The sequence below is a fragment of the Dolichospermum sp. UHCC 0260 genome (assembly GCF_009711985.1).
Lineage (GTDB): Bacteria > Cyanobacteriota > Cyanobacteriia > Cyanobacteriales > Nostocaceae > Dolichospermum > Dolichospermum lemmermannii.
In genome coordinates this window covers 1-16,622 of record NZ_VIKZ01000076.1, presented here as the reverse complement: position 1 = coordinate 16,622, position 16,622 = coordinate 1, and the positions used below count along the sequence as shown (strand labels likewise).

The window sequence follows — 16,622 nt, the reverse complement described above, 5'->3', positions numbered from 1 at the left end:
AATCAGAACATTAGTATCTAGAACTAGCTTCATGAAATTATCTCAAAAATTTCCTCATCGGTATAACCTGTTTGATTCTTTGCCATCAAATAAGAACGCAGTGCGCGGAAATAGCTTTACCAATGAAACTATCAGGAGATATACCTTCAGCTTGAGTAATTTCTAAAAGTGCTGCTTTTAGTTCTGGATTAATGGTAATAGTCAGGGTATCTTGCATATTTTATTAGCCAGCTACATAATTTATTGTACAGTATCTATCAAGCCTCGGATTACTGATTACGAAGCAAATCCAGATCATGTAATGACATCAGAAGAAATCAAAGCTTCAATATAATCGCTTTTATATGCCAAGAAACATAAATTATTTATTTAAACAGATATTTTTATCTTGATCAAAATCGCTACAATAGCTACCACAGCTAGATTTATTCCCAGTTAATTTTGAAAATTTAGGCAATTAGGATAGCTATTGCTATTTACCTTCCGCCTATTGCACTAAAATTAGTAGACACCTAGCTGAGTTGTACAAACTTTTGAAATTAGGAGTGCATACGTGCCAACACTTGCTAAATACTTGCTGGTTGGATCAGTTGAAGCTTACAGTGGCAAATCTGCAACAGTTTTAGGTTTGTCTCATCAGCTAAAACAAAAAGGTTTGGATATTGCTTATGGCAAACCTTTGGGTAATTTTGTCAAGACATCTGCGGGAACAGTAGTTGAAGAAGATGTCCAGTTCATTACTCATAACCTTAACCTGCCAGACAACCGCATTGCTCCCACCTTATTATCTTTGGATGAAATTACCGTCCAGAAACGCTTACAGGGAGAAGATACAACTAACTATCAAGAGTTACTAGTACAAAAGTATTCACAAATACCAAAGAGTAATTTGGTAATCTTAGAAGGGCCTGCTAACTTATCAGAAGGAAATTTATTTGGATTATCCTTACTGGAATTAGCAGAAAAATTAGATGCTCCTGTACTGTTAATTAGCCGTTATCAATCACTAACTTCTGTTGAGGCGTTATTATTTGCTAAACAGCAATTAGGCAAACGGTTAATGGGTGTGGTAATTAATGAAGTACCTCACGAAAAATTAGAGTTAGTTCACACACTCTTACGCCCATTCCTAGAAAAACAGGGAATTTCCGTCCTCGCAACATTGCCCAAAAGCGATGTCCTCCGCAGTGTGAGTGTAGGAGAATTAGTCAAGCAGTTAAACGCGGAAGTTCTTTGTCGGAGCGATCGCCTAGATTTATTAGTTGAAAGTCTGGCAATTGGGGCAATGAACGTCAACTCCGCCGTCAAATACTTCCGCAAACGTCAGAACATGGCAGTAGTGACAGGAGGCGATCGCGTTGAAATTCAACAAGCAGCCTTAGAAACATCTACTCAATGCCTCATCCTGACTGGACAACTACCACCCCCTGCCTTTATCCTCAACCGCGCTGAAGAGTTAGAAATCCCGATTTTATCCGTGGATTTAGACACTCTCACCACAGTAGAAATCATCGATCGCACCTTTGGTCAAGTTCGTGTTCATGAACCAATTAAAATAGAGTGCATTCGCTCTCTTATGTCTGAGCATTTTGATATTGACCGTTTATTATCCCAATTGGGACTTAATCCAGCGGCAGCAGTATCATAAACTACCCAGATTCCTTTGATTTATTAGAATCAGCAGCGTAAATCCTCTTAATTACTCCTCGATTGGTTTATTTAGTGGGATTTGTTCTGGCAATGCTTCCCCAACTGGTTTAACTTCCTCAATGGTCATATCAGACTTGTCGGCTGCTTCTGCGGCTAATAACTCTGATGTCACTGGATTTGGGGAACTTATTTCTGGTGCATCTGCCGTTTCGCTAGTTTCTTCTATGGCAATAACCACCTCAGTTTGAATGATCTCGACTACAGTTTCGGTTTCTCCTGTGATAAATGACTCGGAAATCACCACCTCAGTTTGAGTGATCTCTACCACAGTTTCCGGTGCTGTTGGCGGAATTACCTGTTCTTCCTCCATAAAAGTGGGTGGAGTTGGTGCTACTTCTACCACTTCTAAAATAGGAGATTCAGACAAAGTATCCGCTGATAAACTTTCAGTTGTAATTGCTGGGGTAGCAGTTACCGACTGATCTGGTAATACTGACGGTGGCGTTGCTTCAGTTGGAGTTGTTTGTAAAATCTCTTCAGCAGTTTTGATCACAGGCTTTTTGTTCACAGTCTGCTGTATCTTCGCTTTAGCACCACCAAATACACCAGCAACGAAGCTTGATAACTGTCCAAATTTCTCTTTCACAGAAAACTTTGACATTTGCGATTGGAAACTAATCTTAATTAGCTCAGGACTGGGGAGAGGAGTTTGTTGTCCTGCGGGAGCAAGTTCTCGCCGTAATGAGAGAGTTTGCCAGCCAAACCATACCAACAGTGCCACACTAGCTACATGACCTAGTAACAGCCCCCCAGTAATTCGAGATGCAAAAATCCATAACACTAAAGCGTAGAATAGCCCAACACCACTCCAGATAAAATCATTCTTGCGATGGATTTCTGGAAAAAAGAAGGCTGATAGATAAATGGCGAGACTGCCAAAACCGATTACCAACGCTAGAAGATAAGCCAGCATTTTTTAATCCTCCTTACTATTTAATTCGAGAAAGGGAACAGGGGGCAGGGGGAGTAGGGGAAGTAGGGGAGTAGGGGAAGTAGGGGAGTAGGGGAGTAGGGGAAGTAGGGGAGTAGGGGGAGTAGGGGAGAAATTTCTTCCTTCTGAACTCCTGATAGCGAAGCGTGGCGTTAGCCATACTCCTGAACTCCTGCTATATGTATTTTAATTTTGCAAAATTTGGGACTAAATTGTGGACTTCAATACAAATTAAAATTAATTCATTGATGTGAGTGATGATTTCTTAAATTTTAGAAAAACTCTTAATATCTTCTTTAGGAGTGAAGCGAAAATCTCGGACTACCCTTAAAGAGAAAGGATCTGCAAGAGAAAGAGCCAAACCCAAACAAAAGATTTAAACTGAACTATGACACTACAAAGCTTTGGTGTGATTGGATTAGCAGTTATGGGCGAAAATATCGCACTTAACGTAGAAAGAAATGGCTTCCCAATTGCAGTTTACAACCGCTCTCGTGAAAAAACCGATGCCTTCATGGCGCACCGCGCCCCAGGACGGAACGTTAGAGCCGCTTTTAGCCTCGAACAATTTGTCGCCTCATTGGAACGTCCCCGCAAAATTTTGGTGATGGTACAAGCTGGTAAGCCTGTTGATGCGGTAATTCAACAGCTTAAACCTTTGCTAGAAGAAGGTGATATCATTATTGACGGTGGTAACTCTTGGTTTGAAGATACCGAAAGACGCACTCAAGAATTAGAACCCATCGGTTTACGCTATATCGGTATGGGTGTGAGTGGTGGTGAAGAAGGAGCTTTAAATGGACCTTCTCTCATGCCCGGTGGCACAAGAAGCTCCTACGAGTACCTATCCCCCATTTTCAACAAAATCGCGGCTCAAGTTGATGATGGTCCCTGTGTAACCTACATTGGTCCTGGTGGTTCTGGACACTATGTAAAAATGGTTCACAACGGTATTGAGTACGGCGATATGCAGTTAATTGCAGAAGCTTACGATCTGCTGAAAAATGTGGCTGGTTTAAGTCCAGCACAACTCCATGAAGTCTTTGCTCAATGGAATACAACTGACGAACTCAATTCATTTTTGATTGAGATTACCGCGAATATTTTCCCCTACGTAGATCCTGATACCAAGATTCCCCTCGTTGATTTGATTGTTGACGCAGCCGGTCAAAAGGGAACTGGTCGTTGGACTGTACAAACTGCTTTAGAATTGGGTGTAGCTATTCCGACAATTACAGCAGCGGTAAATGCTCGAATTCTCTCTTCAATTCGAGATGAACGGATTGCTGCTTCTAAGGTCATCACCGGACCAAATGCTAAGTATGGTGGTGATATTGCCGCTTTTGTGAACATGGTGCGTGATGCTCTTTATTGTTCCAAAATCTGTTCTTATGCTCAAGGTATGGCGCTGTTATCTACAGCTTCTAAAACCTACAATTGGGAATTAAATCTGGGCGAAATGGCGCGGATTTGGAAAGGTGGTTGTATTATTCGCGCTGGTTTCTTGAATAAGATTAAGAAAGCATTTGACGAAAATCCCGCTTTACCTAACTTGTTGTTAGCGCCTGAATTTAAGCAAACAATTCTGGATAGACAAGCTGCTTGGCGTGAAGTAATTGTCACTGCTGCTAAATTGGGTATTCCTGTTCCAGCTTTCAGTGCTTCTTTAGATTACTTCGATAGTTACCGCCGCGATCGCTTGCCACAAAACTTAACTCAAGCACAACGGGACTACTTCGGCGCTCACACCTACAAACGAACTGACAAAGAAGGATCTTTCCACACTGAGTGGGTTCCTATTGCTGAAGCTCAGAAGTAAAACACTTCTAGTTAAACTTTCAAGTTAATTCTTGCCATTTATTTCGGCAAAATTGCCTATAGGGGCGGGGAAACCCCGCCCTTAATTGTGAGATTAAGAATCAAGATTTAAGGTGGATAGTCCAAAAAATTGGCGTTGGTGAATGAAGGTATGATTTTTATCACGCAGAGGCGCAGAGTCACGGAGAGTAAGAGTTTGAGAAATAGAATGTTTGATTTTCATACCTCAATATGGCTATCGCCACGCAGGCTATCAGCAACGTCAAAAATTCTACATAACACCTGGATATAAACGATATCTGAATTTAAAATTTTTATTGTTATTCTCTGGATGTTATATTATAGTATCTTCAAAATGTTTGTGATTGCTTCACCATCGGTAAGGTTGCTTTTAACTCATGATGAAAGAGTTCTTAGAAAGATATGAAAAAGCAATGAATCTTGATAATCAAGAGTACAATAGCTATTTCATCGAGTGCAAGGATCGGGCAGATTTTTTATTATTTGATAGTCAAATTGTTTGTGAAATAAAAGAATTTTCGAGTATCGAAATTAAGGAGAAAGTAGAAAAACTGGCTCTTAAAGTTCCCATCTCTGATCAAAACTTTAAGCGTGACTTTTATAACAGTATTAATAAAGTATTGAGAGATGCAAATAATCAGATAAAGGACAGTAAAGAAGTTCTCAATTATCCTGATGCTCTGGGACTAGTTATTCTAGAAAATCTGATACAGAGCGACTTATCTGTTTTGTCTCTAATAGATGCGTCCAACAGAAAAATGCTAGGTGGTTTGGAACACATTGACGGTGTGCTGTGTTTAGATATAGTCAACAACTTCTCAGATTCTGATGATAAACCTGTTAGACTATCGCAACTTGTTATACGAGATACGGAGAAATCTATCAAACTAAGCGAGTTGTTACAAAAGCTAATGAATGACTTTTGTGATCATTCAGATATACCATTCAAAGATGGATTCGTTATTAAGGAAGGAGAACAGATTTGGCAAACAAATCAAAACGGTAAGTACCTCGCTTATAAAGCTAAGTGTGATTTGAGAACTCCCACTAGTGAAATTAAACTTAACTGGAAGAAACAACTAGCAAACTTTCTGGATAAGTGGTGGTGGGTTATTCCTTTCCCAGTTATTTTATATGACTGGTTTATACGTTAATGCGATCGCCGATCTTGTAAAATGCGTAAATGAAATGTAACGCACCTTATTTTTGTTATACCACTTATCGCTATTTGGCATGAGTTGAAAAAGCGATCGCATATTTATTTACAGCTTATACTGAGAGAGCTTTTTTACAACTTGTCCGACTTTTCAAACACCCTCTAAGAGTCAATGATAACTTTAAATATTATACGAACACGTAAATGCTGAACCTTTTTGAAACAAATAAAGTATTTTGATATGAGATACTAGTGTGTTAATTTTGACAAATAAGCCAGGGATTTCCTTCATGCAGAAAGTGTGATAGAAAAAAGAATACCCGAAATCCGATAAAAAGGTTTTAGGGAAACAAAACAATGTCATGGTTCTATTGTCTTCTCTTCTTTACATGATAGTTGGTAATGGTTGGGTGAGATAATGTGAACAGATACAGGGTTTTTGGGCTGCAATTTAGCATTATTAATGGTGGGTATTGTTGGGCTTCCTTGTGTCAACCCAAACTACAAATTACTACTTTTTAATACCTTTAATAAATGCTGTTCTTGCATCAATAATGTGAGGCATCAAAACACAACTTATCAATAAATCTATATCTAAATCTGGCAATAATTCACTTTGATTAATTTGCTCATAATTATCATTTTTAAGATGATATAAATACAATTGATTATTTTCCCAAAACCAGACTTCGGTAATATTAAACCTTTTATATTTTTCTAGTTTGTCAATACTGCCACTGGTAATATTAATTTCAATTGCTAAATCTGGATTTTCTTTTCTTTCTCCGATGTAATAAGATTCATCAGGTTCAAAGGAAGCATTCTTTTCTTTTGCGCGACGAGTAGCACTACCTACTGGAATAAAGTTTATCCCTTTTTCAAAAAGATATGCTTCTATCAAAATAGCGATAATTTTTTTGATATTTTCGTGTTCTTCACCAAGTGTCATAAATTCGATGTACCCATCAAGATAAGTTATCCGCAAATTTCCTGCGTCTGCGGTTAAGGTTTTTATTATTTCAAATTCCTTCCAGGTGTAATAACCAGGTAGAAGAAATCGCTGTTCGGAAATTGTGGTAGTTTTGTCTAGGATTTGGAGAGTCATAGTAATTTTATGGTTATGACTTTAATCTTGATTATAACTCATGGTCGGGTGATAATTCTCAGGTGAGGTGAATCTTTCCAGGTGTATCTGTCATGCGGCGAACTGCTTGCAGCAGCGCTAGTTCCCTCCGGGACGCACTCGCGTTCGCTATCGCTCTACTAATCCCTAGTAATGGTTGAGTGAGATCATGTAAACAGATATAGGCTTTTCGGGTTGTAATAAGTGCGTTATTAATGATGGGTTATATTACTGTTAACTCATCTTCAAGAACTTTTTAAGGTGAAATCCAGTTGTCTAATTTTAGCTCGGAAATTCGGCTATAATGACGAGTGTTGTTAGTGACTAAAATATAGTTTCTAGTTATTGCCACACTAGCAATTAATAAATCAAAATCTGCTACTGGTTGTCCTATTTTTCTAAGTTCTGCTTTTAATTCTCCAAATTTTTTGACAGCATTATTATCTAAATGTATAACTTCAATATCTTGGATAAATTTTTCTGCACGAGTTAAATTTTCTGCTACTTTTTGAGAATTGTAAGCACCAAAATACAATTCAGCAACGGTGATGTTGCAAATAGAAATTTGCTCCCATCCTATTTGTTGAATTTTCTCTCTGACAGAATTAATGTTTTTAATCCAGTAAATGCAGGTGTCAGTATCTAATAAATAAGTCATAAGCTAATATCGTAATTAGAAATAGTCCGGCTATCATAAATCTCTTTGACTATTTCTGCTGCTGTGCGTTCATCTTCCCAAGCACTATGTTTTTCTAGAAATGTATCTAGTGGATGTGATTTTTGTTTTTGGGTAGATGAGAAAGTTATCTCATTTTCTATGAGTTGACTTTCTGGTTTTGGATAACGTTTTTTAAGTAATTGAATAAAATCAAGTAGTAAGATTTGCGCTTCTTCTGTTAAGGTGTCAATATCTTGAGATATTTCTGCAATTTTTATTACCATGATTAACTCCTCAATTGAGTAAATTTTTTCGGTATACTCCTATTATAAACTACACCCCAAAGATCCCCGAGTTCTTTTCAAAATTTCTCTATCATATCCAATGTCATGGGTTCAACGCAGATTAAAAGACTATCCACAGAAAGTCCATTTCGTGCTGATATAGGTACTTCAACTACCGCAGGTGAAATGCGGGGGTTATTCAGTTTTGCGGAAGTAAAAGGTAAAACTGTGACTTTGCTGCGTTGGTTGTTAAACAAAGTCCCAGAAATTATCAGTGCTGGACGAGTTTTTTGAATTTCTGTACCTACGGATGGGTTAAATGTTACTATCCAGATGCTTCCCATTCGGTAATCGCTATGTTTTGCCATTCACTTTCCCAACCTAATTCTAATTCATCAACCAAAGCGCAAGCTGCGGCTAGTGCTTCATTTTGTTTTTGTTCTTGCCATTGTTTCAAGAGACTTTCAATTAACGCACTACGGTTATCAACTTTTTGGTCAATGTAATTTAGTAGTTCCTCTGGCAATGAAATTGAGATTTTAGCCATATCCTACCCACAGTCATACTATAAGTAGTATAGCCTAATTTGATATTTTTAGTCTAGTAGTTTGTAAATATAGAATTTGATTTAGTTCGGGTGATAATTTTGGTGATGAGGTGAATATTTACACGATGGCAGCGAACTGCTTGCAGCAGCGCTAGTTCCCTCCGGGACGCACTCGCGTTCGCTATCGCTCTAGCAATCGCTAGTAATGGTTGAGTGAGATAATGTAAACATATATGGGGTAAGGTTTTCTGGCTGCGAACTGCTTGCAGCAGCGCTAGTTCCCTCCGGGACACACTCGCGTTCGCTATCGTTCTATTAATCCCTCGTAATAGTTGGGTGAGATAATGTGAACAGATACAGGGTTTTTATAGAATAATCCACCATCATTTGATATAATGTAGAATGGCGATCGCATCATGATAAAAGCCATGTCACAAACTGGATTAAATCTATTCATTCCGATGGAGTTACTGATTAACTCTTTAAATGCGCTAAGTTTATCAGAAAAACAGCAACTTTGGCTGATTCTTGATGAAGCTATTACTGATGCTGAGGAAGATGATTGGCGCGAAGATGAAGAGACTAAAAAAGAAATTCAATTAGTTCGTGATGAATATGCGAATGGGGAATATATGACTTTTCAACAGTATCTAAATCAGAGAAAATAGATACTATGACTTACGAGATTATTATCACTAAATCTATTCAAAAACAATTAGATAATCTTCCTAATAATATTCAAGAGCGTGTATATGATAAGATTTCCCAACTTGCGGAAGAACTTAGTCGCGGATAACTTGAGGTCTTTTTTTAATTGCAAACATCATGGCTAAATTGCACTTTGACGTTTGTTAGTTTTTTCACGAACTACTTGACGAATATCTTCCCAATCTTGTGCAGTCATTTCTGTTGCATTTCCTGAGTTTAATCCTTCTAAGAGCATGGTTTGTAGTCGTTCGTTTGCTCTGAGTTTTTGGTCTTGTCGCACTAACTCCCGAAAATATTCACTAACGCTGCTGTAACCACCTTGCGCTACCTGTTCTTCTATATAATCGCGCATGGTGTCAGGTAAGGAAATATTCATACTTTTCATAATGTGATTTCGCTGAATTTTCTTTTCTATAGTATGGCAGGGTTTGTCATTTTCTGCCATGATAACAGTGATGATGATTTGTAAAGTATTGTAAATATTAATCAATGAGGTTTCAAAATTACAGAAAGCTTATGATCAAGAAATTTCAAGCATAAGGGGTTAAGAAAGCTGTTTGAAGATGATAATAGGAGTGGAGTTAATCCGAATCATGCTGAAAAACTGTTAGATTTATTAGATAGACTAGATGCTGCATCTGTAGCCGAGGATATGAATTTTCCTGGTTCTAAGTTTCATCAATTAATAGGAAATAGAAAAGGTGAATATTCAGTTACAGTTTCTGGTAATTGGCGTTTAACTTTTGTTGTTGAAAATGGGGATGCTTACGACGTAAATTACGAGGATTATCATTAGGATTATTAACATGAATACTAACAGAAAACCTAGACATCCAGGTGCTTTGATTAAACGTCAATATTTAGAACCTTTAAATATGACGGTGACGGAATTGGCTAATATTTTGGGTGTGTCTCGCAAAACAGTTTCGGAAATTGTGAATGAACGTGCAAGTGTAACACCTAATATTGCGTTGCGGTTAGCAAATGCTTTTCAAACTACGCCGGAACTTTGGTTAAATCTTCAGCAGAAGTTTGATCTTTGGTGTGCGAAAAATGAATCTGAAGAGTGGAAAAATATCTCACCTATTGAAATTAGTTAAAATAGTTCGGGTAATAATTCTTAGGTGAGGTGAATATTTCCTGGTGTATCTGTCATGGTTCTATTATCTTCTCTTATTTACACGATCGCCCATTAATCCCCAGTAATGGTTAAGTGAGATAATGTAAACAGATACAGGGTAAGCTTTTCAGGTGCGATCGCCCCATTAATCCCTAGTAATGGTTAAGTGAGATAACGTAAACAGATACAGGGTAAGCTTTTCAGGTGCGGATCGCTCTACTAATCCCTAGTAATAGTTGAGTAAAATAATGTAAACAGATACAGGGTAAGCTTTTCAGGTGCGATCGCTCTATTAATCCCTCGTAATGGTTGAGTGAGATGATGTGAACAGATACAGGGTTTTTGGGTTGTAATTTAGTGTTATTAATATACCTGCAAGAAGTAGTGATGTGTGTTATTATTTCAGAAGCAGTTTGTATAAAAATCTTTCTTTATGCCTTTGTATGAAGAAAAGCACAAAACGAAAGATATTTGAAAAAATCTAAAGGATAACTTATGACAGATGTTTATTTGCCTTTGCCATATAAACCTATAGCTCAAAGTGACGAACCTACCGCTATATCTAAAATTGGTACTACCTTTGCAAAGACTCTTAAAATAGGCGACCATATTCAATTAAACAAAACTATTATCCAATATAAAATCAGTAGCGTGATAGTAATAGGTTTTGATAAAGGGCGTTGTTTAGTACAATTCTTAACAAGACCGAAAAATGATTCATTTTCAGACAATGATCTTGCGCGACAAGCAGAGATAAATTTCTTTGAATTACATCCCAAACACAATTACAGACTAATTTCTCAAGAAGAATACGACTTACTCTATCCAGATGAAGCTAGATTACTATCTAAATTTAGGGGTTAACTTGGACATTTAAGCATCTTGTTTCACTTCTGGAGAAAAATTAGATAAAACATATCTATAACTATAATAGTTTAGCATTGATTACTGAAAAATGAGTAACTACACTGATAATCTTGAATTTCTGCTTATCGAAAAAGACTGGAAAGGTGCGGATATTGAAACAGAAAGATTAATTTTTTCATTCTGTAACTATCAACAGCAGCAGTGGTTAAAAGCAGAAGATATTGATTTGATTCCCCTCTATGTTCTTGCTCGTATAGAAACATTATGGACAACTCATAGCCAAGGTCGTTTTGGCTTTGGAGTTCAAGAGCAAGTTCATAAAAAGATTAGAGCAGAGGTTAATACTAACCCACGAGATATATTCAAACAAATGGTATCTGATATACTACGTGGTAGTAGTGACTCGATGAGTGATAGAGAAGTTTTAATGGTTCCATATTTTCATGGTGTTGAAATAGGCTGGATAGAAGGACATCCTATGGATTTTTTGGGAGCTTACGGAAAACAAAAAAGTTATGAAGAGTTAACATTTGATTTAACTGCTCCAATAGGACATTTGCCTTGCCAGATATGGTGGACATTAAATTATCAAGCAAAAAAAATTCCCCTAAATGTTTTATTTAAAAAGTATGGAATTCTTGGAATACCAGGAAGTCTTTGTAAGTATATTTGTTCACTTGAATTACTTTTATTTAAACGCATTCAAATAGCTTGTCAGCAAGATATAAAAATCTATTTTGATAGAGCAAATACCCATTCTGAATTTGGGAGATTTCAGGATGCAATTGAAAATTACAGTCAAATCTTACAAATTGATTCCAGTAATGCCGATGCTTATTTCCAACGGGGAGTTGCACGCTCTAATTTAGGAGACTATCGGGGTGCAATTGAAGATTATACTCAAATCATTAAGAGACATTCCAATGATGACTATGCTTATTTCCAACGGGGGGTTGCACGCTCTAATTTAGGAGACTATCAGGGTGCAATTGAAGATTATACTCAAGCTATTAAAATTAATCCGAATGATACCTATGTTTATTACCTTATTTTAATAGACAATGAACTATTATATTAATTCATTGTATCTTCGAGTAAGGTGCGTTAGAATGAAATCTGTAACGCACCATTATTAGCAAGATACTAATAACCTGAAGACTCCAATGGTGGTCTAGGTGTGATTGTTTCAGTTTTATTTAATTGCTCAATAAGCTTATCAGCCAAGTCAACAGATGTTGAAATTAGTTCATTATGGTTTTTTTCAGAGACAGCAATTAGTCCAGAAAATATTTCTAATGCAAATAGCTCGCGTTTAGTAAGTCCACGTGAATGAATTACAGCGTTTTGAGGTAAATTAGCATACATGGGGTAAGCAAAATCATTAGGTTTTGTAGTCATCTTTTTGTATTTAGGTTTGTTCTAGTTTACTATACTCATGTATGAGATTATCCTGATGAGTGTGTTTAAAAACTTCAATGGTAAGCCAGTAGAGTAGGGTACGTTATGCTGTCGCTAACACACCCTACAGAAATATGATATTAATGCACCAACTCAATAGCCCGCTTAGTCAACGCCTCCGCAGTCAACCCATTAAAAGCCATCAACTCACCCGCACTAGCCGTAGTTTCCCCACGCTTCCAGGCGAAAGAATCACGTTTTGAATTACTGCGTAACATGATAGGTTCTAACATCGCCGCAGCGCCACCTGTCACACCAATTAAGGCATCTCCACCAAACAATTGCTCAAAATCGGCATCACTTAAAAAACCGTTATCAGGTTCAGAACAAGTATCCCAAGCAGTATCATGAGGACGATATAAACGACGAGGATTGATAATAGAAACAATCTTCACACCAATACCTTCAGTTTCTAAAAAAGCCGCCGCTTCAAACACAGGAATTAAAGTCAAATCGCCAATTACAGCAAATACAACAGTCTTCCCACCAGCCACTTCATGTAATAACACCGCACCATCAATTAAGCCTTTTTCAGTTTGGGCAAAAGTGCTACGAATTGGCAAAGGAGACTTACTAGCAGTAATCACAATGCCCTTATTTTTTGTTTGCAAAGCCCAGTCATAACAGACTTGAATACTGTTAGCATCAGGGGGAAATAATGGGAAGACATTTCCGGTTCTCATCAAAGAAGCAAAATAAGCTTCAATTTCTGGTCTTTGGTGAGTCCAACCGTTGCGTCCTTGTTCTAAAGCCCCGGCTGTAAATAATGTAATTGTTGAGGGTGTTTTGCGGCGTAATTCTGCCATTGCTTGGGTTACTGTTTGCCAAATTGGTAAACCATTGATAGCAAAAGATTCATAAGAACACCACAAAGTTCTCGCCCCCATTAAGGATAAACCAGCCGCTAAACCAGCACAAGCATCTTCGCTCAAAGGTTCGTAAACTTGACCTCCTGGGGCTTGATGATAGGTGTCATCGGTGGTCGGGTGAATGATTTTTAATGCCTCATTAATATTACCAATTCCTGAAGCGGCGTTACCATCGGCATTAGTCACAAGGAAGTTTTTATCTTTATTTCCTACTACTCCCACTAGCTTACCCATGACAGTTGTAGAAACTTTTGGTTCTCCACCAATTGCATATTCTACTAATGGTAATTCGCCAATTTCTGCTAAGGGTAATTCAAATTCTGTGACTACTGTTTTCGCAGCCGGTCCACCTCCTGCTCGTTCCGCATTTGTACGGACAGTTTGCCATGCTTCGGCACATAAAGCCCGTTTTTGTAAGGCGCTGACGATATGGGGCGCGGTTAAAGTATCTTGAGGATAGAGGTTGTGGGATTTTGCCCCTAAAGCGTGAACCCCTGCCCCTTTGAGTTGTTTGATAATAAATACCGTCAATTTACCGCTAAGTGCAGAACGGGCAGCTTTATCCATACCTACTAATACCGCTTTGGTAAATTCTAGGCGTTTCTCAAAAGAAAATGCGGTACTATCAACGTATTCACCGGCTTGATTTTGGTCGTCAAAATCTTTAGCATTGACTAATACAACTTCGGCAAAACCGTTACCTTGCCAATAGGCGATCATCTCTGCGTTGGTTTTCAAAGATACCATGCTGTGGTGTTCTTGGCTGTAACCGTTCCACACCAATACGGGTAAGAAGTTGGTAACAGTGGGGTAAGCGGTGTTGAAATGTGCCATTGAACTCATGATATAGGGTTCACCCAGTCCCCCGTCTCCCACAGTGAAGGGGAAGAGTTTATCACGGTGCAAGAGGGCAGCAGACATGGCGAAATGTTGTCCTTGTCCCAGGGGTCCTGCCGGTGCGAGAATGCCGGGAATGTAGCCGGATAGGTGTCCTAATAATCCATGCTTTTCTCGAAAGCGATCGCCCAATTGTTGTACTGTAGAAATGCCCATGTCTTCTAAGGAACGGTCTAAGAACATGGCACTATAAAAACCAGGGGCGTGGTGTCCCACTTCCGTGATAATGTTTTTATGTCCCAGCATGACCAAAGCTGCATAAGCCTCCGCTTGGCTGGCAAAACCGCCGGGATGTCCAGAAGCCTTACTACCAGTGACTTGTAGAGTTAGGTAGCGCAGGGCATCAGCGGCGAGTAGGGTTTGATATACTGCTGTTGTATCTGTTGGGGATGCGATCGCCCTCTTGCCCGATTCTATCACGGGAGTTGCCCCATAAGTTTCAAAATCTGGCAATGCTTCCCCAAAATATTGTATCCCTTCACAAAAATTTGGAACTGCGGAAGCTGCCTTTGTCGTAATTACTGTCATGTTGAGTACCTGAATAAAATCGGAAAAACTTGAGTTTCTGGTTTAATATAACCAAAATTTTACATCTTTAAGGATCTAATAGTTAATTGCTTTTTCGCAATATCACCATAAGTAGGTTAAATACTCATCTCACATGATTACTTGTTTTTCCTTTCATGTCATTACATCAGTATACGTAGGGGTTTAGCAGTGCTAAACCCCTACACATCTAGTTTTTTTGATAATCTTGTGAAAATTCAAATCTCAAGGGTTTATAGTTGAAGTTGAGTTATTCTGTAATTAATTGTGTAATCAAAATAGGAGAAAATTATGCAACTACTACCAGGACCAAAAGTATCAGCTACTATTCAAGTTTTAAACTGGATATTCAGACCCATGAGTTATTTGACAGAATGTGCCAAGACTCATGGTGATTTGTTTACTTTAAAATTGCAAAGTAATTTACCACCAATGTTATTTGTTCATTCTCCTGAAGCAATGCAGCAGGTGTTAAGTAATGATCAAAAAGACTTGGAAGCACCAGGAGATTTAAACAGTATTTTTCAATATTTACTGGGCAAAAATTCTGTCATTAGTCTTAGTGGTAAAGCACATCAACGTCAACGTCAATTAATTATGCCTCCTTTTCACGGGGAAAGAATGCGAACTTATGCAGAATTAATTGAGAATATTACCACAAAAGTTTTTAATCAACAACCAAAAAATCAATCTTTTAATATTAGGAACATTACCCAAGATATCACTCTTCAGGTAATGATGGAAGCTGTTTTTGGCATTTATGAAGGAGAACGAGCAGAAAAACTTAAACATTTACTTTGTGAAATTTTAGAACAGGGTAGCAGTCCTTGGAGAGTTGCTTTTCTCTATCTTCCCAAATTGAAAGAAATCATAGGAATTTCTGAAATTTGGAAAAGACAAATGAAGAAACAGGAAAAAGCTGATCAACTCATTTATCAGGAAATTCAAGAAAGAAGAGAAAATTTTGATCCTAATCGCACAGATATTCTTAATTTACTTATGTCTGCTCAAGATGAAAACGGTCAACCTATGACTGATGCAGAATTAAGAGATGAATTGATGACTTTATTAGTCGCAGGTCATGAAACTACAGCCACAGCTATTTCTTGGGCTTTTTACTGGATTCATAAACTCCCGGAAGTTCGAGAAAAGCTATTAGCTGAATTAGATAGTTTAGGAGAAAATCCTGATTCTAATACTATCTTTAAATTGCCATATTTAACTGCTGTCTGTAATGAAACATTAAGGATTTATCCCATAGCAATGCTCACTTTTCCTAGAAAGGTAAAAACACCTATTTCTCTTTGTGGTTATCAACTTGAAGCAGGTACAATTATTATGGGTTCAATTTATTTAACTCATCAACGGGAAGATATTTATCCTCAACCTGAAAAATTCAACCCAGAACGCTTTTTAGAAAAACAGTTTTCTCCCTATGAATTTCTACCTTTTGGTGGTGGTGCAAGACGTTGTATCGGTTTAGCATTTGCCCAAATGGAAATGAAATTAATATTAGCTAAAGTTCTGAAAACATGGTCAATGAAATTAGTGAATACCGATGAAATTAAACCACAAAGACGGGGTTTAGTTACAGGTCCAAATGGTCCCATAAATTTAGAAATTCAGAATCTTCGTCAACCAGAATCTGTAAATTTAGAAACAGTCACAGTTTAACAGCAATAATTTCTCAAACAAGATCCCTGATTTATTGAATAAATTGGGGATCTATAGTAATCCTAAATAAGACGTATTTGTATAACCTGCCGTAAACATACATCTCTTCCTTCTCTACCTCTGCGCTCTCTGTGCCTCTGTGGTTCGTTCTCCGACAACAACTCAAATAGGATTGCTATACAGGGGAAACGCATCTAATTTTTTTTGACAAAATGTAACTTCTATGAATAGATAA

Annotated in this window: 20 protein-coding genes and 1 pseudogene; 10 read left to right on the top strand and 11 right to left on the bottom strand. The window is 37.8% G+C overall.

What is annotated here, in order from left to right:
• Positions 1 to 85: 85 nt before the first annotated feature.
• Positions 86 to 217 carry a hypothetical protein gene (locus FJR08_RS24100; protein ID WP_256369745.1) on the bottom strand — a complete coding sequence of 44 codons (132 nt, stop codon included), beginning with the start codon at positions 215 to 217 and terminating at the stop codon, positions 86 to 88.
• A 336-nt stretch (positions 218 to 553) separates the two neighbouring features.
• Here FJR08_RS24100 and FJR08_RS21210 point away from each other — a divergent pair, with 336 nt between their 5' ends.
• Entirely contained in the window at positions 554 to 1,648 is a 1,095-nt protein-coding gene (locus FJR08_RS21210; RefSeq protein ID WP_015079792.1) for a phosphotransacetylase family protein, read from the top strand.
• Between the two features lie 51 nt (positions 1,649 to 1,699).
• Here FJR08_RS21210 and FJR08_RS24335 read toward each other — a convergent pair whose 3' ends face one another.
• Positions 1,700 to 2,623, bottom strand: a complete 924-nt coding sequence (locus tag FJR08_RS24335) for a Ycf66 family protein (RefSeq protein WP_168634472.1) — start codon at positions 2,621 to 2,623, stop codon at positions 1,700 to 1,702.
• Positions 2,624 to 3,029: 406 nt separating this feature from the next.
• Here FJR08_RS24335 and gndA point away from each other — a divergent pair, with 406 nt between their 5' ends.
• Positions 3,030 to 4,460, top strand: a complete 1,431-nt coding sequence (gene gndA / locus FJR08_RS21200; RefSeq protein ID WP_168634471.1) for an NADP-dependent phosphogluconate dehydrogenase — start codon at positions 3,030 to 3,032, stop codon at positions 4,458 to 4,460.
• 397 nt (positions 4,461 to 4,857) lie between these two features.
• On the top strand, positions 4,858 to 5,634 hold the full coding sequence (locus FJR08_RS21195) for a hypothetical protein (RefSeq protein ID WP_168634470.1): 777 nt from the start codon (positions 4,858 to 4,860) through the stop codon (positions 5,632 to 5,634).
• A gap of 513 nt (positions 5,635 to 6,147) precedes the next feature.
• On the opposite strand, the gene FJR08_RS21190 is transcribed toward FJR08_RS21195, so the two are convergent.
• The 6 genes from FJR08_RS21190 to FJR08_RS23360 form a co-directional block, all read right to left on the bottom strand.
• On the bottom strand, positions 6,148 to 6,741 hold the full coding sequence (locus FJR08_RS21190) for a Uma2 family endonuclease (RefSeq protein WP_015079787.1): 594 nt from the start codon (positions 6,739 to 6,741) through the stop codon (positions 6,148 to 6,150).
• A 274-nt stretch (positions 6,742 to 7,015) separates the two neighbouring features.
• Positions 7,016 to 7,417, bottom strand: a complete 402-nt coding sequence (locus FJR08_RS21185) for a type II toxin-antitoxin system VapC family toxin (protein ID WP_015079786.1) — start codon at positions 7,415 to 7,417, stop codon at positions 7,016 to 7,018.
• Complete coding sequence (locus tag FJR08_RS21180; protein ID WP_015079785.1) at positions 7,414 to 7,701, bottom strand: hypothetical protein; 288 nt, start codon at positions 7,699 to 7,701, stop codon at positions 7,414 to 7,416. The genes FJR08_RS21185 and FJR08_RS21180 overlap by 4 nt, the downstream gene beginning before the upstream one ends.
• 77 nt (positions 7,702 to 7,778) lie before the next feature.
• Positions 7,779 to 8,045: a type II toxin-antitoxin system PemK/MazF family toxin gene (locus tag FJR08_RS21175; protein ID WP_085929744.1), complete on the bottom strand. Its 267-nt coding sequence runs from the start codon at positions 8,043 to 8,045 to the stop codon at positions 7,779 to 7,781.
• The gene (locus FJR08_RS21170) at positions 8,027 to 8,248 is read right to left on the bottom strand and encodes a ribbon-helix-helix domain-containing protein (protein ID WP_015079783.1); all 222 of its coding nucleotides are present in this window, start codon (positions 8,246 to 8,248) and stop codon (positions 8,027 to 8,029) included. Before FJR08_RS21170 ends, FJR08_RS21175 begins: the two co-directional genes overlap by 19 nt.
• Before the next feature lie 304 nt (positions 8,249 to 8,552).
• The gene (locus FJR08_RS23360; protein WP_217357544.1) at positions 8,553 to 8,705 is read right to left on the bottom strand and encodes a hypothetical protein; all 153 of its coding nucleotides are present in this window, start codon (positions 8,703 to 8,705) and stop codon (positions 8,553 to 8,555) included.
• Positions 8,706 to 8,709: 4 nt separating this feature from the next.
• On the opposite strand from FJR08_RS23360, the gene FJR08_RS21165 reads away from it, so the two are divergent.
• On the top strand, positions 8,710 to 8,916 hold the full coding sequence (locus tag FJR08_RS21165; RefSeq protein ID WP_254435821.1) for a hypothetical protein: 207 nt from the start codon (positions 8,710 to 8,712) through the stop codon (positions 8,914 to 8,916).
• A 5-nt stretch (positions 8,917 to 8,921) separates the two neighbouring features.
• Entirely contained in the window at positions 8,922 to 9,044 is a 123-nt protein-coding gene (locus FJR08_RS24095; RefSeq protein WP_256369744.1) for a type II toxin-antitoxin system RelE/ParE family toxin, read from the top strand.
• Positions 9,045 to 9,077: 33 nt separating this feature from the next.
• Here the strand turns inward: FJR08_RS24095 and FJR08_RS21155 are convergent, their stop codons facing one another.
• On the bottom strand, positions 9,078 to 9,401 hold the full coding sequence (locus tag FJR08_RS21155; RefSeq protein ID WP_371415572.1) for a type II toxin-antitoxin system ParD family antitoxin: 324 nt from the start codon (positions 9,399 to 9,401) through the stop codon (positions 9,078 to 9,080).
• Between the two features lie 93 nt (positions 9,402 to 9,494).
• Here FJR08_RS21155 and FJR08_RS21150 point away from each other — a divergent pair.
• From FJR08_RS21150 to FJR08_RS23850, 4 genes and pseudogenes are all read left to right on the top strand, one after another.
• A pseudogene (locus FJR08_RS21150) lies at positions 9,495 to 9,752 on the top strand (type II toxin-antitoxin system RelE/ParE family toxin); the annotation flags it as partial.
• 10 nt (positions 9,753 to 9,762) lie between these two features.
• Entirely contained in the window at positions 9,763 to 10,056 is a 294-nt protein-coding gene (locus FJR08_RS21145; RefSeq protein WP_168634468.1) for a HigA family addiction module antitoxin, read from the top strand.
• 515 nt (positions 10,057 to 10,571) lie between these two features.
• On the top strand, positions 10,572 to 10,940 hold the full coding sequence (locus FJR08_RS21140; RefSeq protein ID WP_168634467.1) for a hypothetical protein: 369 nt from the start codon (positions 10,572 to 10,574) through the stop codon (positions 10,938 to 10,940).
• A 91-nt stretch (positions 10,941 to 11,031) separates the two neighbouring features.
• A complete protein-coding gene (locus FJR08_RS23850) occupies positions 11,032 to 12,021 on the top strand; it encodes a GUN4 domain-containing protein (RefSeq protein WP_254435820.1) in 990 nt (329 codons plus the stop codon).
• A 65-nt stretch (positions 12,022 to 12,086) separates the two neighbouring features.
• On the opposite strand, the gene FJR08_RS21130 is transcribed toward FJR08_RS23850, so the two are convergent.
• Complete coding sequence (locus FJR08_RS21130; protein ID WP_168634466.1) at positions 12,087 to 12,341, bottom strand: hypothetical protein; 255 nt, start codon at positions 12,339 to 12,341, stop codon at positions 12,087 to 12,089.
• A gap of 140 nt (positions 12,342 to 12,481) precedes the next feature.
• Positions 12,482 to 14,695, bottom strand: coding sequence for a phosphoketolase (locus tag FJR08_RS21125; RefSeq protein WP_168634465.1), 2,214 nt, complete (start codon positions 14,693 to 14,695; stop codon positions 12,482 to 12,484).
• A gap of 309 nt (positions 14,696 to 15,004) precedes the next feature.
• Between FJR08_RS21125 and FJR08_RS21120 the strand changes: the two genes are divergently transcribed.
• Positions 15,005 to 16,387 carry a cytochrome P450 gene (locus tag FJR08_RS21120; protein ID WP_168634464.1) on the top strand — a complete coding sequence of 461 codons (1,383 nt, stop codon included), beginning with the start codon at positions 15,005 to 15,007 and terminating at the stop codon, positions 16,385 to 16,387.
• Positions 16,388 to 16,622: the final 235 nt, after the last annotated feature.